Source organism: Paracoccus sp. AK26 (assembly GCF_011801365.1).
Lineage (GTDB): Bacteria > Pseudomonadota > Alphaproteobacteria > Rhodobacterales > Rhodobacteraceae > Paracoccus > Paracoccus aerius.
Genome location: NZ_CP041041.1, coordinates 2,245,199 through 2,269,877, shown reverse-complemented (window position 1 = coordinate 2,269,877; position 24,679 = coordinate 2,245,199). Strand labels below are relative to the sequence as shown.

Sequence of the window (24,679 nt, the reverse complement as noted above, 5' to 3'; positions counted from 1 at the left end):
TGCCGCTTAACGCCGCCGGTCGCGGCGCGAGCTCATCGGCTGGAAGGCCACGCTGACATGGGCCTCGCAGTAAGGCTTGCCGGGCTGGCTGGGCAGGCCGCAGAACCAGAACTTGTCCGTCGCCGGATCGCCGATCGGCCATTTGCAGGTGCGCTCGGTCAGCTCCATCAGGGTCAGCTTGCGGGCACGCTTTTCGACCTCGCGGACCGAGGCCAGGGTTTCCGGGCTGATCTCGTTGGCCGAGGGCTGCGGCGGCAGGGGCTGGCCCGCCGGCACGATCGGGCGGCGCGGGACGGGGGTGAAGACGGGTTGGGACACGGGTTCTTCCTCGGCAGTCTCCTCGCGCGCGGGGGCGGCCGGTTCGGGCTGCGGCTCGGGGCGCGGGGCTTGGGCGGTGGGGGCGGGTTTGCGATCCGCCTTCTTCTCGGCCACGGGTTCCGGTGCGGGCGCCGGTGCGGGCTCGGGTTCGTCGTTGCGATTGGACAGGCCAAGGCGGTGGACCTTGCCGATGACCGCATTGCGCGTCACGCCGCCCAGTTCCTTGGCGATGGCACTGGCGGACTGGCCTTCGGCCCACATGCGCTTCAGCGTCTCGACGCGTTCATCCGTCCAGGACATGGCTGCCTTTCCGGGCGCGCGATCCGCGCCGCCCCATCTTGAAACCTGCGATTGGCCCCGTCAGAAACGGGATGCCGAGATTTAGCCGCCGATGCGCAGAAATTCAAGGACCGCCGGATGAGCCAGCCGATCTTCACCCACCGCCCTGCCGGTGAACAGCCCGCCATGGGGGTCCGCCGCTTCGGCCGCGTCAACTGGCTGGGCCTGCGCACCCTTGCCACGCGCGAAGTGATGCGCTTCATGGCCGTCTGGCAGCAGACGATCTTTGCGCCGCTGATGACGGCGGCGCTGTTCGTGCTGATCTTCGCCCTGGCGATGGGGCAGGGGCGGGGGCAGGTGATGGGCCTGCCCTACCTGGTCTTCCTGGGGCCGGGGATCCTGATGATGACGGTGATCCAGAACGCCTTCGCCAATACGTCCAGCTCGATCACCTCGGCCAAGGTGCAGGGCAACATCGTGGACACGCTGATGCCGCCCTTGTCGGCGGGGGAACTGCTGACCGGTTACCTGGCCGGTTCCGTCGCGCGCGCCGGATTGGTGGGCCTGGTGATCGGCACCGGCATGGTGCTGGTCACGGGGCAGGGGGTGGCGCATCCGCTTTGGGCGCTGGCCTTCATCCTGCTGGCCGCGTTGATGCTGGGCGGCCTGGGCATCCTGGCGGGGATCCTTGCGCAGAAGTTCGACCAGATGGCTGCGATCAGCAATTTCGTCATCACGCCCCTGTCCTTCCTGTCGGGCACCTTCTATTCCGTCCAGCCCCTTCCCGAACCCTTCCGCACGCTGTCCCACTGGAACCCGGTCTTCTACCTGATCGACGGCGCGCGTTATGGCGTGACCGGCGTCAGCGACGCCCCGGTCTGGCGGGGGCTGGTGATCTGCACCGTCGTCGTCGGCCTGATCCTGTGGCTGGCCTGGCGCTGGCTGAAATCCGGCTATCGGATGAAAGCGTGATTGCGCGCGGGCCTGATCGGCGCTATGGCCGAAGCCATGATCACGCGGACCGCCATCTTCGCCCGTCCCCGACGTTGACGCCAAGTCACCGTCCGATCCCGCCTGCCTTCACAATCCGTCCTGCCAATCGGGGAGTCCCCAATGATTTCGCACGTCCTGCCGACCTATAACCGCGCGCCCATCGCCTTTGAAAAGGGCGAAGGGGCCTGGGCCATCGCCACGGACGGCAGCCGATATCTTGACCTTGGGTCAGGGATCGCGGTGAACGTGCTGGGCCACGCGAACCCGGATCTGGTGGCCGCGCTGACCGAACAGGCGGGCAGGATCTGGCATGTCTCGAACCTGTACCAGATCCCCCAGCAGGAACGGCTGGCCGACCTGCTGGTCGAACATACCTTCGCCGACACCGCCTTCATCACCAATTCCGGCACCGAGGCCGCCGAACTGGCGATCAAGATGGTCCGCAAGTACTGGCACGACCACGGCCAGGACCGGATCGAGATCCTGACCTTCGAGGGCGCCTTCCACGGCCGGTCCACCGGCGCCATCGCTGCCTCGGGGGCCGAGAAGATGGTCAAGGGCTTCGGCCCGCTGATGCCCGGCTTCCGCACGCTGCCCTGGGGCGATCTGGACGCGCTTCGGTCCGCCATCAGCGACAGGACCGCCGCCGTCATGCTGGAACCCGTGCAGGGCGAAGGCGGCATCCGCCCGCTGCCCGACGCCGACCTGCGGGACATCCGCGTGCTGTGCGACCAATACGGCGCGCTGCTGGTCCTGGACGAGGTTCAGTGCGGCATGGGTCGCACCGGCCGCCTGTTTGCCCACGAATATGCAGGCATCTCGCCCGACATCATGATGGTCGCCAAGGGCATCGGCGGCGGCTTCCCGCTGGGTGCCGTCCTGGCCACCGAAAAGGCCGCCGCCGGCATGGTCGCGGGCACGCATGGCTCCACCTATGGCGGCAACCCCTTGGCCTGCGCGGTGGGTGCCCGCGTGATGGAGATCGTGGCCAACGACGCCTTCCTGGCCGAGGTGAACCGCAAGGCCGCCCTGTTCCGCCAAAGGCTGGAAGGCCTTGTCGCCGCCCATCCCGATGTCTTCGAAGCCGTGCGCGGCCAGGGCCTGATGCTGGGCCTGAAATGCAAGGACGCGCCCACGGATGTGGTCAAGGCGGGCTATGCCCAGCACCTGCTGACCGTGCCCGCCGCCGACAACACCCTGCGCCTGCTGCCGCCCCTGAACATCACCGATGACGAGATCGCCGAGGCTGTGTCCCGGCTCGACCGCGCGGCAGCGAGCCTTGCGTAACCACACCCCCAGAGACGGCACCGGCGGCGGGGACCATCCCTGCCGCCTGCTGACGCGTCGACGATAACCGCTTCTTCGTTGCTCAAATATCCCGGGGGAACGCGCGGCACGCGCGTGGGGGCAGCGCCCCCTCTTGACCCGGTCACGCCAAGCGGGCTTCCTTGCCCAAATCGCGAAAGCCACAAAGATGAAGCATTTTCTGGACATCCACACCACCGACAAGGCGGATCTGCGGTCGATCATCGACCAGGCTCTCGCCATGAAGACCGCCCGCAACAACCGCCCCAAGGGCACGCCCGACGACGAACAGCCGCTGGCGGGCCGCATGGTCGCGCTGATCTTCGAAAAACCCTCGACCCGCACGCGCGTTAGCTTCGACGTGGGCGTGCGCCAGATGGGCGGGCAGACGATGGTCCTGTCGGGCAGCGAAATGCAACTGGGTCATGGCGAGACCATCGCCGACACCGCCCGCGTGCTGTCGCGCTATGTGGATCTCATCATGATCCGCACCTTCGAGGAAGCGACCCTTCTGGAAATGGCCGAACATGCCACCGTCCCGGTCATCAACGGCCTGACCAACCGCACGCATCCCTGCCAGATCATGGCCGACGTGATGACCTTCGAGGAACATCGCGGCCCCATCGCCGGCCGCAAGGTGGTCTGGGTCGGCGACGGCAACAATGTCTGCGCCAGCGTGATCCATGGCGCGGGCCAGTTCGGCTATGACTTCACCTTCAGCGGTCCCCCGCCGCTCGACCCCGAACGCGATGCCCTGGATTTCGCCCGCGCCCAGGGCGTCCGGGCGGACATCGTGCGCGACCCCGCCCAGGCGGTCGAGGGCGCGGACCTGGTCATGGCCGATACATGGGTGTCGATGCACGATCCCCAATCGGCCAAGGAACGCCGCCACAACCAGTTGCGCGGCTATCAGGTGAACGAGGCGCTAATGGCGCGTGCCAAGCCCGACAGCCTGTTCATGCATTGCCTGCCCGCCCACCGCGAGGACGAGGTGACAAGCGCGGTGATGGACGGCCCTCATTCCGTCATCTGGGACGAGGCCGAGAACCGGCTCCATGCCCAGAAGGCCGTGATGCGGTGGTGCCTGGGTGTCTAGGCCAATGGTCCCAACGCCCGCCCCCCGGCGGGCGTTTCGCCGTTCCAGCCGGTTTTGAAAAACCTTCACACGGCTGACGCATCACTGTCGCACCGCACCCCTAATCGCTGCCCGACAGGCCATCAACGGCCCCAACGACCAGCCAGGAGAGCGCGATGCGTGACCAGCAGACCCGCAACATCTTTCGCACCAGCAAGCTGGAAGAGGCCGACGGCCCCGGCCTCAATCCCACTGCCAACCGCACCATGGGCGAGATCATCGCGGCCCGCTTCTCGCGCCGGGATTTCCTGAAGGGCTCGATGGCGGTGACGGCGATCTCGGCCACGGTCAGCCCGATCGCGCTGCTGTCGGCGACCGATGCGCAGGCGCAGACCTCTGCCTCGGCCTTCGACTTCCCGGAAGTCACCGCAGGGGTGGACGCCGACCACCACGTCGCCCAGGGCTATGACGCGGACGTGCTGCTGCGGTGGGGCGACAAGGTCTTTGCCGACGCGCCGGACTTCGATCCCCTGAACCAGTCCGAGGCCGCGCAGGAACGCCAGTTCGGCTATAACAACGACTTCGTGGGCTTCATCCCGCTGGACGGCGCCGATGATCGCGGCCTGCTGGTCGTGAACCACGAATACACCAACGAACACCTGATGTTCCCCGGCATCGTCACCATCAAGGACGGCGAGATCGAGGTGTCCGAGGCCGACGAGGCCCGCGTCAACATCGAGATGGCGGCCCATGGCGGCACGATCATCGAGATCCGCAAGGTTGACGGCAAGTGGCAGCCGGTGCTGGACGGCGCGCTGAACCGCCGTATCACCGCCAAGACCCCGATGGAACTGACCGGCCCGGCGGCGGGCCATGCGCGCCTGCAGACCGTGGCCGACCCGACGGGGCGCCAGGTCCTGGGCACGATCAACAACTGCGCGGGCGGCGTGACTCCCTGGGGCACCTACATCATGGCCGAGGAGAACATCCACGGCTATTTCACCGGCACGCTTCCCGAAGGCCATGCCGAGGCCGCGAATTACGACCGCCTGGGCATCCCGGAATCGACCTATGCCTGGGGCAATTTCCACGACCGCTTCGATGTCTCGAAAGACCCCAACGAGGCAAACCGCTTTGGCTGGATCGTCGAGGTGGACGTGATGGACCCGGCCTCGACGCCCAAGAAACGCACGGCGCTCGGCCGCTTCAAGCACGAAGGCGCGGAAAGCGTCGTGGCCAAGGACGGCCGCGTCGTCTTCTACCTGGGCGACGATGAACGCTTCGATTACGTCTACAAGTTCGTGACCGCGAGCACCTACAACCCCGACGACCGCGCCGCCAACATGGATCTGCTGGACGAGGGCACGCTGTATGTCGCGCGCTTCCACGACGATGGCCGGGTCGAATGGCTGCCGCTGGTGCATGGCGAAGGCCCGCTGACGGCCGAGAACGGTTTTGCCAGCCAGGCCGACGTGCTGATCGAGACCCGCCGCGCCGCCGACCTGCTGGAAGCGACGCCGATGGACCGCCCCGAGGACATCCAGCCGAACCCCGTCACGGGCCGTGCCTATGTCATGCTGACCAACAACACCCGGCGCGAGGAAGCCAACGCCGCCAACCCGCGCGTGGACAACGCCTTCGGCCACATCATCGAGATCATCGAACAGGACGGCGACTTCACCGCGACGGAAGGCACCTGGGAAATCCTGGTGAAATGCGGCGATCCCAGCATTGCCGAAGTGGGCGCCACCTTCTCGACCGAGACCACCGCGAATGGCTGGTTCGGGATGCCGGACAACGCGGCCATCGACACGGACGGGCGGCTGTGGGTGTCGACCGACGGCAACTCGATGTCCGACACGGGCCGGACGGACGGGCTGTGGGCGGTGGACACCGAGGGCACGGCCCGCGGCACCTCGCGCCTGTTCTATCGCGTCCCGGTCGGTGGAGAGCTTTGCGGTCCCTGCATCACCGCCGACATGACCACCTTCTTCGTGGCCGTCCAGCATCCTGCCGATGGCGGCGACGATTGGGAAGGTCATGGCCGCCCGTCCTATTATGAGGACCTGTCGACCCGCTGGCCTGATTTCGACGATGCTATGCCCGTGCGCCCGTCGGTCGTGGCCATCACCAAGCAGGGTGGCGGCCGGATCGGCTGATCCGGTAGGGTGCGTGCTTGCACGCACCACGGTCCTTGCGCAGTCGGTGCGTGCAAGCACGCACCCTACGCCCCAGAAAGAAAAAGGCCGCGCTATCTGCGCGGCCTTTGGATTTCGGATGAGCAATCTCAGCCGATGGCTGCCGCCCGAACCTCGTCGTCGATGGCACCCAGGTACTGCGCGAAGTTGTCGCTGAACATCTGCACCAGCTTGGCCGCCTGCTTGTCATAGGCAGCCGGGTCGGCCCAAGTCTGGCGCGGATCCAGCAGCTTGTCCTCGACGCCCGGCACCGACACGGGAACCTCGAAGCCGAAGTTCGGATCCTTGCGGAACTGCACGTCGTTCAGGCTGCCGTCCAGCGCGGCCGCCAACAGGGCGCGGGTCGCCGCGATGGGCATCCGCTTGCCTGTGCCGAAAGCCCCGCCGGTCCAGCCGGTGTTGACCAGCCAGCAGCTTGCGCCGTGCTGGGCGATCTTGTCCTGCAAGAGCTTGCCATAAACCTCGGGACGGCGGGGCATGAAGGGCGCGCCAAAGCAGGTCGAGAAGGTCGGCACCGGCTCGACCACGCCGACCTCGGTTCCCGGCGTCTTGGACGTGAAGCCCGACAGGAAGTGATACATGGCCTGCGCAGGCGTCAGCCGCGCGATGGGCGGCAGCACGCCATAAGCGTCGCAGGTCAGCATGATCACGTTTTTCGGATGTCCGCCCAGGCTGGTGGGGGACGCATTGCCGATGGCCTCCAGCGGATAGGCGCAGCGCATGTTGTCGGTGATCGAGTTGTCTTCGAAATCCAGCTCCAGCGTGTCGGCGTCGAAGACCATGTTCTCGATCACCGTGCCGAAGCGAGAGCAGGTGGCATAGATCTCGGGCTCGGCCTTGGGCGACAGGTTGATGGTCTTGGCGTAGCAGCCGCCTTCGAAGTTGAAGATGCCCTTGTCCGACCAGCCATGTTCGTCATCGCCGATCAGCACGCGCGAGGGGTCGGCCGAGAGCGTGGTCTTGCCGGTGCCCGACAGGCCGAAGAAGACGGCGCTGTCGTCGGGATTGCCGATGGCGTGGTTGGCGGAACAATGCATCGGCATGATGCCCTTTTCCGGCAGCAGATAGTTCAGCAGCGTGAACACCGATTTCTTGTTCTCGCCCGCGTAAGCCGTGTTGCCGATCAGGATCAGCTTCTTGGCGAAGTTCAGCGCGATCACCGTTTCGCTGCGGCAGCCGTGGCGTTCGGGATCGGCCTTGAAGCTGGGGCAGTTGATGATGGTGAATTCGGGCGCGAAGCTTGCCAGTTCGCTGGCATCGGGCCGGCGCAGCAGGTGGCGGATGAACAGCCCGTGCCAGGCCAGTTCCGTCACGACGCGCACGTCCAGGCGGTTGTCGGCATCCGCGCCGCCGAACAGATCCTGCACGAAATAGTCGCGGCCCTTCATATGGGCCAGCATGTCGGCGTGCAGGCGATCGAAGGCCTCCGGCGACATGGGCTTGTTGTTTTCCCACCAGATCGTGTCTTCGACCTCGGGCGTGCGGACCACGAACTTGTCCTTGGGCGACCGCCCCGTATGTGCGCCGGTGGAAACCAGGAACGTCCCGCCCAGGCCCAGCTTGCCTTCGCCGCGGGCCACCGCCTCGGTCATCAGCGCCGGCTCGAGGAGGTTGTAGTAAACCCGGCCGAGGCCCTCGATTCCCTGATCCTCAAGTTTGCAATTGGGGTTTACGCGGGTGGCCATGGTATCGACGCTCCTTGGTCATTGGCTTGCGACACGATCGTGACGCAGTATGAAGGGGCTATAACACGCTAAAAGAGGCGAAAAAGAAGTTGGCGCGAACAGTTAGCGTAAACAGGTAATGTTATCGCCAACATGATGACCGGGCCATGACGGGCAACCGGATGTTAGCGAAATCCGCGGATGATCGGATCAAGGAGGTGATTCGAAATGCAGCTTCACGCCACCACGATCGCGTTCGGAAAAGCCGGGTTGATGATCCTGGGTCCGTCGGGGGCGGGGAAGTCCAGCCTCGCGCTGCAGTTGATGGCAGTAGGGGCGGATCTTGTCGCGGATGACCGCACAGAGTTGCGGCGCGACGGCGACCGCATCATCGCCAGTTGCCCGCCCCCGCTTCTGGCCCGGATCGAGGCGCGCGGCATCGGCATCCTTGGCGCCGAGCCCGCCGGTCCCGCCCGGGTCGTTCAGGTGGTCGACCTAGGGGCGGGGGCTGATGAACGCCTGCCACAGTCGCGAAGCTATGATGTTCTGGGCGTGGCCTTGCCCCTTGTCACAGGACCTTATCGCCCGCATCTTTATGCTGCGCTGCGGCAGCTTCTTATCGGTGGCCGCGTCGCATGACGGATGATCCGCATCCCATTCAGGCAGGAAAGATGGTCGCCTTGGCCGACGATCCCACCCCAACTAACCTTGACGCCGCCCCTTCCGAAGGGGCGCAGCGGCTGGTCCTGGTCACGGGGCCATCCGGCGCGGGGCGGTCCACCGCGATCAACGTGCTGGAGGATCTGGGGTTCGAGGCGATCGACAACCTGCCCCTGTCGCTGATCCCGCGCCTGCTGGACGGCCCGGCCAGGCCGCAGCCCTTGGCGCTTGGCCTTGATGTGCGCAATCGCGACTTTTCCGCCAGCAACGTGATCGAGCTGATCGACAAGCTGACCCGGGATCCGCGCTACGCCCCCGAGGTTCTGTTCCTCGACTGCGCCCCCGAGGTGCTGGAGCGCCGGTTCAACGAAACCCGGCGCCGGCACCCCTTGTCGCCGGATGCTGCCCCCGCAGCAGGCGTGAGGGCCGAGATCGACCTGCTGCAGCCCATCCGGGTGCGGGCCGACGTGCTGGTGGACACATCGGAACTGTCGCCCCACGACCTGAAGGCGGAACTGACGCGGTGGTTCGACATCCGACCTGACGGCAGGCTCAGCGTGTCGCTGCATTCCTTCAGCTACAAGCGCGGCGTGCCGCGGGGCATCGACATGATGTTCGACTGCCGCTTCCTGGCGAACCCGCACTGGGAAGCCTCGCTGCGCCCTTTGACGGGCCGGGACCAGGCGGTGCAGGACTATGTCGCGGACGATCCGCGCTTTGCAGAGTTCCTGGATCGCGTCTCCGAGATGATCCTGTTTCTGCTTCCCGCCCATCTCGAGGAAGGAAAATCCCATCTCGCGGTCGGTTTTGGATGCACTGGCGGACAACATCGTTCCGTCACTTTGGCTGAAAAGGTGGCCGCCACGCTTGCGAAGGCGGGCTGGCCGGTGTCAATAAGGCACAGGGAACTTGAACGTCGCATTCCGGCGCCGTCTTCCCTGGGGGATGCCGAAAGCATCTTCCAGGAGACGGGCCGGCTGCGCGCTGTTGAACGTGGTGGAACGCGTTGATTGGAATCGTGATCGTGGCGCATGGCGGCTTGGCCAGGGAATACCTGCTGGCCGTTGAACATGTGGTGGGTCCGCAAAGCGGCATTGCAGCCGTCGCGATCGAGGACGATCACGACCGGGCTGCCAAGACGGCTGAAATCCAGGCTGCCGCCAATTCGGTGGACAACGGCGATGGCGTCGTGGTCGTGACGGACCTGTTCGGTGGCTCGCCCTCGAACCTGTCTTTGCCGGCCTGCGCCATGCGCGACCGGACCATCCTTTACGGCGCCAACCTGCCGATGCTGGTCAAGCTGGCGAAATCGCGGCACCTTCCCGTGCCGGACGCCGTGGCCTTCGCCAAGGAGGCCGGGCGCAAGTACATCAACTCGTACAACGTCCCGGTCGAGGCGGCCTTTGATACGGGTTCTCGCTTCGGATGACGGGGCAGGTCACGCGCCACCTGGCGATCATCAACGAAAAGGGCCTTCATGCCCGGGCCAGCGCCAAGTTCGTCGATCTGGTCGAGCGCTTCGACGCACAGGCGCAGGTGGAAAAGGACGGCATGTCCGTGTCGGGGGACTCGATCATGGGGTTGCTGATGCTGACCGCGCCGCGGGGCAGCCGCATCACCGTGACCACATCCGGCCCGGAAGCCGCCGCCCTGGCCGATGCGCTTGAAGCCCTTGTGTCGGATTACTTCGGCGAAGGCATGTAGGTGCCCGACCGCAAGACTTATCACCACGGTAATCTGCGCCAGGCCTTGGTCGAGGCGACTGCCGTGCTGATCCAGGAATCCGGCCCCCTGGCCTTCACCCTGTCCGAAGCCGCGCGCCGGGCAGGCGTATCCCCCGCCGCCCCCTATCGCCACTTCAAGGGGCGCGACGACCTGCTGGAAGAAGTGGCGCGGCAAGGTTTCGTCGATTTCGGTGAACGGCTGGAGCGCGCCTTCGACAACGGCACGCCCCGGCCGCTGACCGCCTTCATGCGCATGGGCCAGGCCTATCTGGATTTCGCGGTCGAGCGGCCGGGCTATTACATGGCGATGTTCGAATCCGGTCTGTCGATCGCGGGCAACGCCGATCTGCTGGCCGCATCGGAAGGGGCGCAGCGGGTGCTGATCGACGCGGCCGAGATCATGGCCAAGCGCCTGCCCCCCGAACGGCGTCCGCCCGCGCGGATGGTCGCAAACCATATCTGGGCGCTCAGCCATGGCGTGGTGGAACTGTTCCTGCGCGGCAAGCCCGGCGGGCGCAGCCCTGTCGGCCCGTCCGAAATGCTGGAAAGCGGTGCGATCATCTATCTGCGCGGGCTTGGCCTGATCGGCGAATAATTTCCCTTGGACCGCTTGACGCGGACTTAGCGCCGCCCATCTATGTAAATGTGATTAACATTAACATGGGAGGTTCCCTCAGAATGCAGACCGCGTCCTACCGAATGCCCGCCTATCCGATGCCCTCTCGCGTGGCGGGACCGCTGACCCGCGCCCGCGACTGGCTGGATGCACGCGGCCGCCCTGCCTGGATCATCGCGATGGTTCTGGGCTTTGTCTTCTTCTGGCCGCTGGGCCTGGCCCTTCTTGGCTATATGATCTGGAGCAAACGCATGTTCAGCTGCAAGAACCGCGCCTCGCACGTCCGCTATTACGCGCCCAGCACCGGCAACAGCGCCTTCGACGCCTATCGCGAGGAAACGCTGAAGCGGCTGGAGGATGAGCACCGCGAATTCGTGGACTTCCTGCAAAAGCTGCGCGAGGCCAAGGACAAGGCCGAGTTCGACCAGTTCATGCAGAACCGCGGCGACAAGCCCGAGGCTTCCCAGAGCGCATGACGAAGAAGGGCCGGGATGACCGGCCCTTTCCTTATTCCCCGCGCGGGAACCGCTGGCTTTCCTCCAGCACGTTCAGGTCCATGTGGTTGCGCATGTAGCGTTCCGAGGCAAGCTGCAGCGGCTGGTGGTCCCAGGGGTAATAGGCCCCGTTGCGCAGCGCCTCATAGACGATCCAGCGGCGGGCCTGCGATTGCCGAACCTCGGCATCATAGGCGTCCAGATCCCATCGCTGCATCGCCAAAGCGCGAAGATGGGCCAAAGGCCCTGCATGACCGGGATCACCCGCGACGTTGATCCGTTCCTGCGGGTCGGTTTCCAGGTCGAACAGCAGCTCGGGGTCGGTGTTGCAGGCGATGTATTTCCACCGTCCGTCGCGGATCGCGACCATGGGCGACAGGCTGCCCTCGGCCGCGTACTCCATTGGCACCGGACCACGCGCTGCGCCCTGCACCAGCGACCGCCCGTCGGTCCATGGCGCGATCTCGTCCATCGGCAGCCCTGCCAGGTCGCAGAGCGTCGGCAGCACGTCGATGGTGCTGACCGGCTGGTCGACCCGCCCCGGCGCCATGCCGGGGGCCGCGATCATCAGCGGCACGCGGCTTGAGCCTTCGAAGAAGTTCATCTTGAACCACATGCCCCGTTCGCCCAGCATTTCGCCGTGGTCGGACAAAAACAGGACGATCGCGTCCTGGCGGGTGCGGTCCAGCACGTCCAGGATCTCGCCGATCTTCTCGTCTATATAGGTGATGTTGGCGAAGTATCCCTGCCTGGCACGCCGGATGTGGTCGGGCGTGATCTCCATCGCGCGCCAGTCGCAGGCGTCCATCAGACGCTGTGAATGCGGGTCCATGTCGTCATAGGGGATGGCTGAGGGCGGCTCCAGTTCCGGGACGCCATCGTAAAGGTCCCAGTATTTTCGCCGCGCCACGAAGGGGTCGTGCGGATGGGTAAAGCTGACCGTCAGGCACCAGGGCCGGTCGTCCTTGCCCCGCGACAGGTCGTAAAGCTTGCGGCAGGCGTGATAGGCGACCTCGTCGTCATATTCGTACTGGTTGGTGATCTCGGCCACGCCTGCGCCGGTGACGGAACCCAGGTTGTGATACCACCAGTCGATCCGCTCGCCCGGTTTGCGGTAATCCGGGGTCCAGCCGAAATCGGCGGGATAGATGTCAGTGGTCAGCCGTTCCTCGAACCCGTGCAACTGGTCGGGGCCGACGAAATGCATCTTGCCTGACAGGCTGGTCTGGTATCCCCCCCGGCGCAGGTGGTGGGCATAGGTGGGGATATCGGACGCGAATTCCGCCGCATTGTCATAAACCCGAGTCCGGCGCGGCAATTGTCCCGACATGAAGCTGGCCCGTGCCGGCGCGCACAGCGGGCTGCCGGTATAGGTGTTGGCAAAGCGCGTCGACCGTTCGGCCAAACGACGCAGGTTCGGCGTGTGCAGGAAAGGGGCCGGGCCGTCGGGGAAAAGAACCCCCGACAGCTGGTCCACCATCAGGATCAGGATATTCGGCTTCAAGATCTTACCCGGCGATAGCTGCCTTGACGGCATCCGCACCCGGCTGGCCATCCAGCGTGGTCACGCCGTCCAGCCACTTGTCCGCCGCCGTGGGATTTTCGGCCAGCCATTCCCGGGCGGCTTCCTTGGCGTCCATGCCGTCATCCAGGATCTTGCCCATCAGGACGTTTTCCATCGGCACGTCGAAGACCAGCTGGCTGAACAGCTTGGCCGCATTCGGGCAGGCTTCGACCCATTCCGTGCGCGCCAGCGTATGAACCGTCGCGCCGCCGTAATTGGGGCCGAACTGCGCATCGCCTCCGGACAGATAGGTGATCTCGATCGCCTCGTTCATGGGATGGGGCGCCCATGCCAGGAATACGACCGGCGTGTCGCCGCTGCGGGTAACCTGGGCCAGCATCGCCTGTTCTCCGGATTCGACCAGTTCCCAATCGCCCAAGCCGAAGTCGTCGTTTTCGATCATCGCCTGGATCGACTGGTTCGCGGGCGCCCCCGGCTCGATCCCATAGATCTTGCCGCCGAAAGCGTCCTTCTGCGCGTCCAGATCGGCGAAATCGGCCACGCCCGCATCCGCGCCCGCCTTGTTCACGGCCAGCGTGAATTTCGCGCCTTCCAAGTTCTGCACCAGTTCCTGGATCGTGCCGGCCGCATCCAGGTCGTCGCGGAACTTCTGCTGCGCCGGCATCCAGTTGCCCAGGAACACGTCGGTCTGGCCGTTCTTGAGCGCTTCGTATCCGACGGGCACCGACAGGGTGGCGATATCGGGCGTATAGCCAAGCGCCTCGAGCAGGAGGGCAGCGACGCCGTTCGTCGCGGTGATGTCGGTCCAACCCGGATCGGAATAGCGCACCGTGCCGCAGGTGCCTGCATCATCCGCAAAGGCGGGCAGCGTGGTGGCCAGCATCAGCGCGGCCGTCATGGTCAGGGCCTTCATGGTTTACCTCCTGTGGTTCTTGGTCGTGGTTCTTGGTTATCCGTTCAATCAAGAACGGATTCCGGCCGCCGTCGCGCCTGAATGCGACATGGGTCGCGCGTCAGCGTGTCGGAACCGGCGTCTCTCCGCGATAGTCATAAAAGCCGCGCCCGGTCTTGCGGCCCAGCCAGCCCGCCTCGACATACTTGGTCAGCAGGGGGCAGGGACGGTACTTGGTGTCGGCCAATCCGTCGTGGAGGACGTTCATGATCGCCAGGCAGGTGTCCAGCCCGATGAAGTCGGCAAGCTCCAGCGGTCCCATCGGGTGGTTCGCGCCCAGCTTCATGGATTCGTCGATCGACTTCACGTTGCCCACGCCTTCGTACAGCGTGTAGACCGCCTCGTTGATCATCGGCATCAGGATGCGGTTGACGATGAAGGCCGGGAAATCCTCGGCGCTGGCCGCGGTCTTGCCCAGCTTTTCCACCACCTCGTGCAGGGTGTCATAGGTCGGCTGGTCGGTGGCGATGCCCCGGATCAGCTCGACCAGTTGCATGACCGGGACCGGGTTCATGAAGTGGAAGCCCATGAACTTTTCGGGCCGGTCCGTGCGCGAGGCCAGCCGGGTGATCGAGATCGAGGAGGTGTTCGATGTCAGGATCGTCGAAGGCTTCAGATGCGGGACCAGATCCTCGAAGATTGCCTGCTTGACGGTCTCGCGCTCGGTCGCGGCCTCGATCACCAGGTCGCACTGGCCCAGATCAGCCAGCCGCAGGGTGGTGCCGATCCGGCCGATGGCGGCCTTCTTGGCCTCGGCGCTGATCTTGTCGCGGCTGACCTGGCGTTCAAGGTTGCGGTCGATCAGCGCAAGAGCCTTGTCCAAGGCTTCCTGGCCGATATCGGTCATCAGGACATCGAATCCGGCAAGCGCAAAGACATGGGCGATCCCGTTGCCCATTTGACCCGCCCCGATGATCCCAACCGATTGAACCGTCATTGCCGCCTCGCATTTTGTGTTGGCGGGACGATAGGGCGGGGGCGGCGGTGCTGCAACGCAAAACCGCCCCGGGCGGGGGCGGTTGGACGCCGGGGGATCTGGCGTCCCCGGACCCCCTGCGGGGGCTTTCGTCAACGAAGAAGCCTTACAGCTTCTCGGTCAGTTCCGGCACGGTCGTGAACAGATCCCCCACCAGGCCATAGTCGGCGATCTGGAAGATGGGGGCTTCCTCGTCCTTGTTGATGGCGACGATGACCTTGCTGTCCTTCATGCCCGCCAGATGCTGGATGGCGCCCGAGATGCCGACGGCCACGTAGAGTTCCGGGGCGACGACCTTGCCGGTCTGGCCGACCTGCCAATCGTTCGGCGCATAGCCAGAGTCGACGGCCGCGCGCGATGCACCCACCGCGGCGCCCAGCTTGTCGGCCAGGGCTTCGATAATGGCGAAGCTGTCCTTGGAACCCACGCCACGCCCGCCCGAGACGACACGGCCCGCCGAAGTCAGTTCGGGACGGTCCGATGCCGCAACCTCGTCGCCGATCCACGAGGACAGCGCCGGGTCATCGGCCAGGGTCGCGTCGCTGACGGGGGCATTGCCGCCCGAACCCGCCGCGTCGAAGCTGGCGGTGCGGATGGTCATGACCTTCTTTGTGTCGCGCGACCGGACGGTCTGGATGGCGTTGCCGGCATAAACCGGGCGCTCGAACGTGTCTGCATCCACGACCTTGGACACTTCGGGGATCACCATCACGTCCAGAAGCGCGGCCACGCGTGGCATGACGTTCTTGGCATCGGTTGTGGCAGGTGCCGCGATGTGGTCATAGTCGGAGGCCAAGTTCGCCAGCAGCGCCGCGGTCGGTTCGGCAAGGCGGTGGCCATAGCGGGCATCCTCGGCCACCAGCACGCGGGCCACGCCGGCGATGGTCGCGGCCTCGGCAGCGGCGTCGCGCGCGCTTGCGCCGGCACAAAGCACCGTCACGTCGCCCAGCGAGGCGACCGCGTTCACGGCCTTGGCGGTGGCATCGCGGTTCAGCACGCCACTTGTCACTTCGCCCAGAAGAAGAACAGCCATCAGATCACCCCCGCTTCTTTCAGCTTGCCCACCAGTTCATCGACGGAACCGACCTTGATGCCGGCGCTGCGGCCTTCGGGTTCGCGCGTCGAGACCACCTCGAGGCGCGGCGTCACGTCAACGCCGTAATCGGCCGCGGATTTTTCCTCGAGCGGCTTTTTCTTGGCCTTCATGATGTTGGGAAGGCTGGCATAGCGCGGCTCGTTCAGGCGCAGGTCGGCAGTCACGATCGCGGGCAGCGCCACGCTGATCGTCTGCAGGCCGCCGTCCACCTCGCGCGTGACCCTGGCCGCATCGCCCTCGATCTCGACCTTGCTGGCGAAGGTGGCCTGGCCCCAGCCCAGAAGCGCCGCCAGCATCTGCCCGGTCGCGTTCATGTCGTTGTCGATCGCCTGCTTGCCCGCGATCACCAGGCGGGGCTGTTCGGCATCGACCACGGCCTTCAGGATCTTGGCCACTGCCAGGGGTTCGATGTCCTGGTGCACGTCATCGGCGGCCACGACCAGGATCGCCCGGTCCGCGCCCATCGCAAGCGCCGTGCGCAGCGTCTCGCCCGCCTGCTTGACGCCGATCGAGACAACCACGACCTCCTCGGCCGCGCCCTTTTCCTTCAGCCGGATGGCTTCCTCGACCGCGATCTCGTCGAAGGGGTTCATCGACATCTTCACATTGGCCAGGTCGACGCCCGACCCGTCGGCCTTCACCCGGGCCTTCACGTTGTAGTCAATCACCCGCTTCACGGGCACAAGGATCTTCATGGGTTGCGCTCCCCCTTGGGCATGATTGTCGGGGGCAGTGTTACCGGCGGATCGCCGCGATGCACAACACAAAAGCGTCCCCCGACGCAGCGTTTGCGCCAGCATCCGGCGCGGCGGGTCAAGCCTAGCGGCTGGCCCCCGGCACCCACAGGATGTCGTCCGCCCCGCCATTGTTGGCAATGCGGGCGGCGACGAACAGCCAGTCCGACAGGCGGTTCAGATAGCGCACGGCCGCAGCATTTACGTCGCCGCCGGTGGCAAGATCGGTCGCGCGGCGTTCGGCCCGGCGGGCCACCGTGCGCGACAGGTGCAGATGCGCGGACAGGACCGATCCCCCCGGCAGGATGAAGCTGCGCAGCGGGTTCAGGTGGGCGTTCATCGCGTCGATCTCGGCCTCAAGGCGGGTCACCTGGGCGTCGATGATCCGCAGGACCGGATACCCGGCCTGGTCGTCCGCAGCCATGTTCGGCCGCGCCAGATCCGCGCCCAGGTCGAACAGGTCGTTCTGGATCACGCCGATGCGTCCGGCCAAGTCTCCGGTCGCGTGAAGGCGGCAAAGGCCCAGCGTCGCGTTCAGTTCGTCCACCGTGCCATAGGCCTCGACCCGCGGGTCGTGCTTGGCGACGCGCGTGCCGTCCGACAGGGCGGTGTCGCCCTTGTCGCCGGTGCGGGTATAGATGCGGTTCAGGACGACCATCAGCGGCCGCCCAGCCAGACGAACAGCATGATCAGCGCCACCGCCACCGCCTGGGCGATCAGACGCCACCGCATCATCCGGTTGCCGTTCTTGCGGTTGAATTCGCCGCCCTTGGCGAAGCCGCCGATGCCCGTGGCCAGGATCGCCAGCACCGCCAGCATCGCCGCCACGATCACGTAGAAGAGGGGGTCGTCAGTCATGTCCACCGCCTTTCATTGGCCCGGACCCTAGCCGTGGCGCGCGAACCAGTCCAGAGCGCGTGTCGGCAGAACCCGCCGGGCCGTGCCCGAAATCCAGGTCGGCGTCGTGACGTAATAGCGGGGCCGGGGGCGGGACGATGTCAGGGCATGGACGATCCGGTCGCTGACGGCGGATGGATGGAGTTCGAAGCGGTCCTTCTTCGCGGCAGGTTCGTAAAGCCGCTTCAGCAGGCTGGCGCGGTATTCATCGGCGCGGGCGCTGTTCCGCCAGTCCACCCAGCGTTCGAAATGCGGGATGGCATTCGCACGGATGCGGCTGGCAATGGGGCCGGGCTCGACCAGGATGACCTTAACGGGCGTGCCCACCATTTCCAGGCGCAGGACATCGGTCAGGCCCTCCATCGCGAACTTGGTCGCGACATAGGGGCCGCGCCAGCGGATGCCGATCAGCCCCAGGACCGAGCTGATGTTGACGATCCGCCCGCCGTTCTGGCGGAAATGCGGGATCAGCCGGACGGTCAGGTCATGGGTGCCGAACAGGTTCGTCTCGAAGATCGCGCGGAGCGCGCCGCGGGGCATGTCCTCGACCGCGCCGGGCAGGGCAAAGGCCGCATTGTTAACAAGCGCGTCCAGCGGACCGCCCGCCAGCACCTGGTCGACCAGTCGCGCGACGCTGTTCTCGTCGGCCAGTTCAAGGTGGTGGCACTCGATCCCTTCGGCGCGGCGGGCGGCGATGTCTTCCGGCTTGCGGCAGGTGGCGACGACCTGCCAGCCCAGCGACTGCATCCGCCGCGCGGCATCCAGCCCGATGCCGGACGAGCAGCCGGTGATCAGGACGCGTCGGCTCATGGGGCCGTCTGGGACAGGAACCGGCCGGCGACATAGCCGACACGGCCATCGGCGTCGCGGATATTGACCCATTCCGCATCGGTCGGTCCCAGTGGCTGCACCGCCGTTCCCCGCACCAGAGAGGATACGACCCGGTCGCCTGTCGAAGGCCCGGCCCGCATGTTGACCCGGTCGCCAGTCACGTAAAGCACCGGCCCGTCCGGAAGCGCCGTCGCCACGGGGGTTTCCCCCGCATATTCGGGCGAGGGGCGCAGGGCGGGGCCCGGGAAGCGCTGCACCTGCTGGGGGGTCTGGCTTTCGGCCTCGACCACGACGGGGGTGATCTCGGCGGGCGCGGCGGGTTCGGGGACCGGGCCCAGCGGGGCCATGCGTTCGTCAGGCGCGGGCTGGCGGTCGGCGCGCAGGTTTCCGTCACCCAGGGCGGACAGGATCACGAACAGCGCGGCCAAGGTCGCCAGAATCAGCGCGCCCAGTCTGATCATCGGTGCCCCCCTGCGACCCTTCGGATCTTGTTAACCTATGATGCAGCGCAACGCCAACCGCGCAAAGGCGTTCCGCGATTCCCGCTGGACCGCGCGGCTGCCGCGTCCTATCTGATGCGGCATGTCCAGCCTGCCCCCCGAACCCCCCGTCGACCCCGAAGACAATACCCAGTCCGAACCCCTCAGCCGTGCCATCGGCGAGCGGTATCTGACCTATGCCTTGTCCACCATCATGCACCGGGCGCTGCCCGATGCGCGCGACGGGCTGAAGCCGGTGCACCGCCGCATCCTTTACGCGATGCGCGAATTGCGGCTGGCGTCCAGCGGGGCGTTCCGCAAGTCGGCCAAGATCACCGGCGACGTGATGGGGAACTATCACCCGCATGGCGATGCCGCGATCTATGATGCGATGGCGCGGCTGGCCCAGGATTTCGCCATGCGCTATCCGCTGGTGAACGGGCAGGGCAACTTCGGCAATATCGACGGCGACAACCCCGCCGCCGCCCGCTATACCGAGGCGCGGCTGGCTGCGACGTCGGAAAGCCTGATGGACGGGCTGGCCGAGAATGCGGTCGATTTCCGTCCGAACTACGACGGCACCCTGACCGAACCGGTGGTGCTGCCCGCGGCCTTCCCGAACCTGCTGGCCAATGGCGCATCGGGTATCGCCGTCGGCATGGCCACGAACATCCCGCCCCACAACCTGCACGAGGTGGTGGACGCCTGCCTGCATCTGATCAAGACGCCGGACGCCCGCGACGACACGCTGGCGGGCATCCTGCAGGGGCCGGATTTCCCGACGGGCGGCGTCATCGTGGAAAACCGCGACACGATTTCGGAAATCTATCGCACCGGCCGCGGCGCCTTCCGGGTCCGCGCCCGCTGGGCAGTCGAGGATCTGGGCCGCGGCCAATGGCAGGTCGTCGTGACCGAGATCCCCTACCAGGTCCAGAAGTCCAAGCTGATCGAGCGGCTTGCCGAACTGATCCAGACCCGCAAGATCCCGATCCTGGCCGACGTGCGCGACGAATCCGCCGAGGACATCCGCATCGTGCTGGAGCCCAAGGCCCGCACGGTCGATCCCGAACAGCTGATGGGCGCGCTGTTCCGCGTGAGCGACCTGGAAATCCGCTTCAACATGAACATGAACGTGCTGATCGACGGCCGCGTGCCCAAGGTCTGCTCGCTCAAGGAGGTGCTGCGTGCGTTCCTGGACCATCGCCGCGACGTTCTGGTGCGGCGCGCGACCTTCCGGCTGGACAAGATCGCCTCACGGCTCGAGGTGCTGGAAGGCTATCTGGTCGCCTATCTGAACCTGGACCGCGTGATCGAGATCATCCGCAACGAGGACGATCCCAAGGCCGTGATGATTGCTGAATTCGCCCTGACCGAGGTGCAGGTCGAGGCAATCCTGAACATGCGCCTGCGTGCCTTGCGCAAGCTGGAAGAAATCGAGCTGCGCGCCGAACGCGATGCCCTGCAAGAGGAACGGCAGGGCCTTCAGGCCATGTTGGCCGACGAGGGCGTGCAATGGGCGCGGATCGCGGCCGAGTTGAAGGAGGTGCGCAACCTGTTCGGCAAGTCCAAGCCCCAGGGTCAGCGCCGCACCCAGATCGCCGAGGCTCACGAGATCGCGCCCCTGGACATGGAGTCCATGATCGAGCGCGAGCCGCTGACGGTGATCCTGTCCAGGATGGGCTGGATCCGCGCCATGAAGGGCCACCAGCCGCTGGACGCCGAGGTCAAGTTCAAGGACGGCGACGGCCCCGGTTTCGCCATCCATGCCGAGACGACCGACAAGCTGATGATCTTCGCCTCGAACGGTCGCTTCTATACGCTGCCCGCCAACAGCCTGCCCGGCGGCCGCGGGATGGGAGAGCCGCTGCGCCTGATGATCGACCTGCCCAACGAGGCCGAGGTGATCGCCATGTTCCCCTGGCGCGAGGACCAGCGATACTTGGTCGCATCGAGGTCGGGGGACGGGTTCGTCGTCGGGGCGGGCGACATCCTGGCGCAGACCAAGACCGGCAAGCAGGTCCTGAACGGCGACGCCTTGTTGTGCCGCCCGGTCAGCGGCGATCATGTCGCCGTGGTCGGCACGAACCGCAAGATGCTGGTCTTCCCGCTGTCCGACCTGCCCGAAATGTCGCGCGGCAAGGGCGTCAAGCTGCAGAAATACCGCAGCGGCGGCGGGCTGGTGGCCGATGACACGCTGTCGGACGCGGCCTTCATCACCTTGGCGGACGGGCTTCGCTGGCAGGAAAGCGGCGGTCGCACCCGCACCGAGCCTGACCTGACCGCCTGGCTGGGCAAGCGCGCAAGCGCCGGAAGCATGGCCCCGCGTGGTTTCCCGCGGGACAACAAGTTCAACTGACGAAGGGCTGCCGCCCTTCGACGCCATTTTCCCGGGGGCTTCGCCCCGTCCTTCGCATGCGAAGGACTCCCCAGGATATTTGGAACCAGAATGATAGGGCGGCCCCCTGCTGCGCCGGCATGATGCGGCCCGGCAGGGGCTTTCACTCTGGACGGTCATCGGCGTCCCCGCCTGTACCGTGATCCGGTTATGCCCCGGAAATTCTTTCGTTCTGGTTAAAATATCCCTGCCGGAGGCAAGAATTTTTTCTTAAAGGCCGCTGCCGCCGACCGACCCGAAGTATTCGCCGGTGATGTAGCTTGCCTCGTCCGAGGCCAGCAGGACATAGATCGGCGCTATCTCGACGGGCTGGCCGGGGCGGCCGAGGGGCTGGTTCTTGCCGTGCTCTGCCGCCTTCTGAGTGGGTTGCCCACCCGAGACCTGCAGGGCGGTCCAATAAGGGCCGGGGCAGACGGCGTTCACGCGGATGCCGCGCGGTGCAAGCTGCTTGGCCAGGGACTGCGCGAAGGCGACATTGGCGGCCTTGCTCTGGGCATAGTCGAACAGAATATCCGACGGAGAGAAGGCCTGCACCGACGAGGTGATGATGATCGAGGCCCCCGGCTCCAGGTGCGGCAGGGCCGCGCGGGTGACCCAGAAGGGCGCATAGACATTCGTCTTCATCGTCGCGTCGAAAGCTTCGGTGGTCAGATCCTCCAGCTTTTCGCAGAACTGCTGGTGGCCGGCGTTGTTGACCAGGATGTCCAGCCCGCCAAGACCCTCGACCGCCTGACCGACCAGGGACTTGCAGAAATCCTCGTCCCTCAGATCACCGGGAATGGAGATGGCCTTGCGCCCCTCGGCCTTTATGAGGGCCAGGACCTTGTCGGCGTCTTCCTGTTCCTCGGGCAGGTGGTTGATCGCGACATCCGCCCCTTCGCGGGCGAAGGCAATGGCCGCGGCCGCGCCGATGCCGCTGTCGCCGCCGGTGATCAGGGCGCGCTTGCCCGACAAGCGGCCGCTGCCGCGATAGCTGGTCTCGCCATGGTCGGGCAGGGGATCCATCCGGCTGGCAAGGCCGGGAAAGGCCTGTTCCTGCTTGGGGAAGTCGGGCTTGGCAAGGCTGGGATCGGCGATCGCGCCGCTGCGGAAGGGCTGGTCGGTGGACATGGGGTTCCTTTCGGTTGCCCTGTCCAACCAGCCCCGGCGGCAAGGGTTCCCCTTAGCGGCGGCGCACCAGCTTCCAGCCCGTGATCATCGGCCGGACCAGATCCTCGCGCTTCCACAGGCGATAGAACAGGATCACGGCCCAGTGCAGCAGGACCAGGATCAGGATCAGGTCGGCGCCCCGGTGATGCCAGCGCAGCGCCATGCGCGAGGTGTCGGAACTGACTTGCGAAGCCAGGGGGCCGACATTGATGTAATCGTCGGGATCGGCAAAAAGCCCGGTCGTCACCTGCAGGATCAGCACCGCCAGCATCGCCACCACCGCCAAAGCGCCGACGGGGCTGTGGCCCGGCCAACGGCTGGGGCGGCGGCGCATCATCTCGGGGACATAGGCGGCCACGGCGCGCGGTCCGCGCAGGAAGCGGCTGAACCGGGCCGAGGGGGGGCCGACAAAGCCCCAGACCAGCCGGAAGGCCAGCAGCGCGATCACCGCGTAGCCCAGCCAGAAATGCAGCGTCATGTCGGCGGGGCCGAGCTTGCCCAAAAGCCAGTTGGCGATCACAAGGATCGCCAGCGACCAGTGGAAGATGCGCAGCGCCGGGTCCCAGACCCTTTCGCGCTGCGCCGCGCCGTCCTGCATCAGTCTGCCTGGCGATAGTCGTCGTGGCAGGCCTTGCAGGCGCCGCCCAGCTTTTGCAGCACGGGGCCGATGCTTTCCTGCCCGCCGGCCACGGCCTCGGGGCTGCCTGCCGCCGCTTCGGTCAGGGCGGCGAACTTGGCGCCGAAGTCGTCGGGGTTTTCCCAGATCGCGGGCAGCGCGTCGGAATCGTCCATGTCCGCCGAGGACGTTCCCTCGACGAACAGCGCCGGCCCGTCATATTGGGTCAGCGCCACGATGTTGGCGGCGGCGCGGCTGGCCCCGGCCTCGTCATAGGCGATCTCGCCCTTGGCCATGCCGGCCAACTGGCCCATGTTGATCCCCAGCATGGTCATGTAGCCGTGCCGGGCCTCGACGGCGTCCTCGGCTGCCTCCTCGGCGGATTGCGCAAGGGCAAGGGCTGGAAGGGACAGGGCGGCGGCAAGGGCAAGGGCTTTGATTGCAGGCATCGGCTGGCTCCTGAAAAGGCACTGGCTGGGGTGAAAAGGCTTCAGGAAAAGACTGGCAGAATCAATCCGCTGGATCAATCGGGCCATTGGGCGATCACGCATTTGCGAAAACGGCCCCCGCGGGGGCCGTTTTGGCGGATCAGTTGTAAAGCTTGGTCGCACCGACCTCGGCATGGATCTCGTTGACCGTGGGACGGTCGAGGTTCATCGCGCGGGCCAGCCGGTCCAGATAGCGGGCCTCGTCCTCGTGGTCCAGGTCGATGGCCAGAAGCGACATCAGGTAGACCTGGGACTCAAGCCCCTTGGGCACTTCGCGGGCCAGGGCCTCGGGGTCCACGGGGGCGGCCATCTGTTCGCGGATGAACGCGCGCTCTTCCTCGTCCAGTTCGTCGCCCAGCTTGCCCAGAAGGCGCTGCTTTTCCTCCTCGTCGATGGTTCCGTCGGATTTGGCGGCCTGGATCATCGCGCGCAGCATCAGGCCCGCGACCGCGTTCTGTTCGGGGGTCGGGGCGACCTCGGGCTCGCCTTTGTTGATGACGGCGTCGTTGAACAATTCGCCGAAGCTGGCGTCGTTGGTGGGCTGGGAATCCTTGCGCGCCAGGCTGCCTGCGACACCGCCCGCGGCCGCGCCGCCCAGAAGCCCGCCCAGCAGGTCGCCCAGGCCCCCGCCGGCGCCGGCGCTGCGGGTCTTGCTTCCGCCGCCAAGCTGGTTCAGCAGGTCGCCCAGGCCGCCCGAACCGCCGGCACTGCCGCCGGTGCGGGCCTTGTTGGTCAGGTTGTCCAGAATGCCGCCCAGCCCGCCCTGCGCGCCGCGCGACTGAGGCCCGCCATAGCGCGACCCGCTGCCCGGCCGGCCGCCGCCCAGCACCTGGCCCAGCATGTCACCCAGGTTGCCCCCCTGGCCGGGCCCGGTGTTGTTGCCGAAAAGATCGCCCAGAAGCCCGCCCTGGCCGCTGCGGCGTTGCGGGATCTGTCCGCCGGGGCGGCCCTGCTGGCGCTGCTGCATGGCGGCGCCAAGGCCCTTGGCAAGAATGACTCCGGCCGCGACACGGCCCAGGGTTTTCATCAGGCTCATCGAATACATCCTCCACTGCGGGGTGGGTGAAGACACAAGGGCCACCCCGGTCGCCCCCGAACAGAACTGTGCCCGGAATGGTTCCTTCACACAACGGACAGGGCGGTCCCGGCAGCCCAGGCCCAGCACGCGCGGGCGCCCTTGATTTTTCCCAAGCCGGCTTATACATCGCGGCGCAC

26 protein-coding genes are annotated in these 24,679 nt (G+C 66.2%); 11 read left to right on the top strand and 15 right to left on the bottom strand.

The genetic code is table 11. The features are described 5' to 3' along the window. Positions 1-6: 6 nt before the first annotated feature. Complete coding sequence (locus FIU66_RS11265) at positions 7-618, bottom strand: GcrA family cell cycle regulator (RefSeq protein ID WP_167622813.1); 612 nt, start codon at positions 616-618, stop codon at positions 7-9. 117 nt (positions 619-735) lie between these two features. On the opposite strand from FIU66_RS11265, the gene FIU66_RS11260 reads away from it, so the two are divergent. From FIU66_RS11260 to FIU66_RS11245, 4 genes are all read left to right on the top strand, one after another. Beyond that, entirely contained in the window at positions 736-1,569 is an 834-nt protein-coding gene (locus FIU66_RS11260; protein ID WP_240544670.1) for an ABC transporter permease, read from the top strand. A 141-nt stretch (positions 1,570-1,710) separates the two neighbouring features. Beyond that, positions 1,711-2,877 (top strand): aspartate aminotransferase family protein, encoded by a 1,167-nt coding sequence (locus FIU66_RS11255; RefSeq protein ID WP_167622811.1) that lies wholly within the window; start codon positions 1,711-1,713, stop codon positions 2,875-2,877. Positions 2,878-3,064: 187 nt separating this feature from the next. Then, the gene (gene argF, locus FIU66_RS11250) at positions 3,065-3,991 is read left to right on the top strand and encodes an ornithine carbamoyltransferase (protein ID WP_167622809.1); all 927 of its coding nucleotides are present in this window, start codon (positions 3,065-3,067) and stop codon (positions 3,989-3,991) included. 155 nt (positions 3,992-4,146) lie between these two features. Then, entirely contained in the window at positions 4,147-6,129 is a 1,983-nt protein-coding gene (locus FIU66_RS11245) for a PhoX family phosphatase (protein ID WP_167622807.1), read from the top strand. A gap of 128 nt (positions 6,130-6,257) precedes the next feature. Here FIU66_RS11245 and FIU66_RS11240 read toward each other — a convergent pair whose 3' ends face one another. Then, entirely contained in the window at positions 6,258-7,853 is a 1,596-nt protein-coding gene (locus tag FIU66_RS11240) for a phosphoenolpyruvate carboxykinase (RefSeq protein WP_167622805.1), read from the bottom strand. Between the two features lie 207 nt (positions 7,854-8,060). On the opposite strand from FIU66_RS11240, the gene FIU66_RS11235 reads away from it, so the two are divergent. The 6 genes from FIU66_RS11235 to FIU66_RS11210 all read left to right on the top strand — a co-directional run bounded on the left by FIU66_RS11235 (position 8,061) and on the right by FIU66_RS11210 (position 11,308). Then, positions 8,061-8,471: an HPr kinase/phosphorylase gene (locus FIU66_RS11235; RefSeq protein ID WP_167622804.1), complete on the top strand. Its 411-nt coding sequence runs from the start codon at positions 8,061-8,063 to the stop codon at positions 8,469-8,471. 32 nt (positions 8,472-8,503) lie between these two features. Continuing rightward, on the top strand, positions 8,504-9,502 hold the full coding sequence (rapZ, locus tag FIU66_RS11230) for an RNase adapter RapZ (RefSeq protein WP_167623485.1): 999 nt from the start codon (positions 8,504-8,506) through the stop codon (positions 9,500-9,502). Beyond that, entirely contained in the window at positions 9,499-9,921 is a 423-nt protein-coding gene (locus FIU66_RS11225) for a PTS sugar transporter subunit IIA (protein ID WP_167622802.1), read from the top strand. The genes rapZ and FIU66_RS11225 overlap by 4 nt, the downstream gene beginning before the upstream one ends. After that, on the top strand, positions 9,918-10,196 hold the full coding sequence (locus FIU66_RS11220; RefSeq protein ID WP_167622800.1) for an HPr family phosphocarrier protein: 279 nt from the start codon (positions 9,918-9,920) through the stop codon (positions 10,194-10,196). The genes FIU66_RS11225 and FIU66_RS11220 overlap by 4 nt, the downstream gene beginning before the upstream one ends. Next, positions 10,197-10,811, top strand: a complete 615-nt coding sequence (locus tag FIU66_RS11215; protein ID WP_167622798.1) for a TetR/AcrR family transcriptional regulator — start codon at positions 10,197-10,199, stop codon at positions 10,809-10,811. 104 nt (positions 10,812-10,915) lie between these two features. Further along, a complete protein-coding gene (locus tag FIU66_RS11210; protein WP_167622796.1) occupies positions 10,916-11,308 on the top strand; it encodes a DUF2852 domain-containing protein in 393 nt (130 codons plus the stop codon). 31 nt (positions 11,309-11,339) lie between these two features. Here the strand turns inward: FIU66_RS11210 and betC are convergent, their stop codons facing one another. The 9 genes from betC to FIU66_RS11165 form a co-directional block, all read right to left on the bottom strand. Beyond that, positions 11,340-12,833 (bottom strand): choline-sulfatase, encoded by a 1,494-nt coding sequence (gene betC, locus FIU66_RS11205; RefSeq protein WP_167623484.1) that lies wholly within the window; start codon positions 12,831-12,833, stop codon positions 11,340-11,342. A 1-nt stretch (position 12,834) separates the two neighbouring features. Further along, on the bottom strand, positions 12,835-13,764 hold the full coding sequence (gene choX, locus FIU66_RS11200) for a choline ABC transporter substrate-binding protein (RefSeq protein ID WP_167622795.1): 930 nt from the start codon (positions 13,762-13,764) through the stop codon (positions 12,835-12,837). 100 nt (positions 13,765-13,864) lie between these two features. Then, a complete protein-coding gene (locus FIU66_RS11195) occupies positions 13,865-14,740 on the bottom strand; it encodes a 3-hydroxybutyryl-CoA dehydrogenase (RefSeq protein WP_167622793.1) in 876 nt (291 codons plus the stop codon). Between the two features lie 145 nt (positions 14,741-14,885). Next, a complete protein-coding gene (locus FIU66_RS11190) occupies positions 14,886-15,812 on the bottom strand; it encodes an electron transfer flavoprotein subunit alpha/FixB family protein (protein WP_167622792.1) in 927 nt (308 codons plus the stop codon). Further along, on the bottom strand, positions 15,812-16,570 hold the full coding sequence (locus tag FIU66_RS11185; protein WP_167622790.1) for an electron transfer flavoprotein subunit beta/FixA family protein: 759 nt from the start codon (positions 16,568-16,570) through the stop codon (positions 15,812-15,814). Before FIU66_RS11185 ends, FIU66_RS11190 begins: the two co-directional genes overlap by 1 nt. Before the next feature lie 124 nt (positions 16,571-16,694). After that, positions 16,695-17,267, bottom strand: a complete 573-nt coding sequence (locus FIU66_RS11180) for a cob(I)yrinic acid a,c-diamide adenosyltransferase (protein ID WP_167622789.1) — start codon at positions 17,265-17,267, stop codon at positions 16,695-16,697. Then, positions 17,267-17,467: a twin transmembrane helix small protein gene (locus FIU66_RS11175; protein WP_167622787.1), complete on the bottom strand. Its 201-nt coding sequence runs from the start codon at positions 17,465-17,467 to the stop codon at positions 17,267-17,269. The genes FIU66_RS11180 and FIU66_RS11175 overlap by 1 nt, the downstream gene beginning before the upstream one ends. 27 nt (positions 17,468-17,494) lie before the next feature. Continuing rightward, positions 17,495-18,316, bottom strand: a complete 822-nt coding sequence (locus tag FIU66_RS11170; RefSeq protein WP_167622785.1) for an SDR family NAD(P)-dependent oxidoreductase — start codon at positions 18,314-18,316, stop codon at positions 17,495-17,497. Then, positions 18,313-18,798 carry an SH3 domain-containing protein gene (locus FIU66_RS11165; protein WP_167622783.1) on the bottom strand — a complete coding sequence of 162 codons (486 nt, stop codon included), beginning with the start codon at positions 18,796-18,798 and terminating at the stop codon, positions 18,313-18,315. The genes FIU66_RS11170 and FIU66_RS11165 overlap by 4 nt, the downstream gene beginning before the upstream one ends. 121 nt (positions 18,799-18,919) lie before the next feature. Between FIU66_RS11165 and parC the strand changes: the two genes are divergently transcribed. Next, positions 18,920-21,172 carry a DNA topoisomerase IV subunit A gene (gene parC, locus FIU66_RS11160; RefSeq protein WP_167622781.1) on the top strand — a complete coding sequence of 751 codons (2,253 nt, stop codon included), beginning with the start codon at positions 18,920-18,922 and terminating at the stop codon, positions 21,170-21,172. A 249-nt stretch (positions 21,173-21,421) separates the two neighbouring features. Here the strand turns inward: parC and FIU66_RS11155 are convergent, their stop codons facing one another. The 4 genes from FIU66_RS11155 to FIU66_RS11140 all read right to left on the bottom strand — a co-directional run bounded on the left by FIU66_RS11155 (position 21,422) and on the right by FIU66_RS11140 (position 24,500). After that, on the bottom strand, positions 21,422-22,321 hold the full coding sequence (locus FIU66_RS11155; RefSeq protein WP_167622779.1) for an SDR family oxidoreductase: 900 nt from the start codon (positions 22,319-22,321) through the stop codon (positions 21,422-21,424). Between the two features lie 52 nt (positions 22,322-22,373). Next, on the bottom strand, positions 22,374-22,958 hold the full coding sequence (locus tag FIU66_RS11150) for a cytochrome b/b6 domain-containing protein (RefSeq protein ID WP_167622777.1): 585 nt from the start codon (positions 22,956-22,958) through the stop codon (positions 22,374-22,376). Next, positions 22,958-23,425, bottom strand: a complete 468-nt coding sequence (locus FIU66_RS11145; RefSeq protein ID WP_167622776.1) for a cytochrome c — start codon at positions 23,423-23,425, stop codon at positions 22,958-22,960. The genes FIU66_RS11150 and FIU66_RS11145 overlap by 1 nt, the downstream gene beginning before the upstream one ends. Positions 23,426-23,564: 139 nt before the next feature. Beyond that, positions 23,565-24,500: a DUF533 domain-containing protein gene (locus tag FIU66_RS11140; RefSeq protein ID WP_167622774.1), complete on the bottom strand. Its 936-nt coding sequence runs from the start codon at positions 24,498-24,500 to the stop codon at positions 23,565-23,567. Positions 24,501-24,679: the final 179 nt, after the last annotated feature.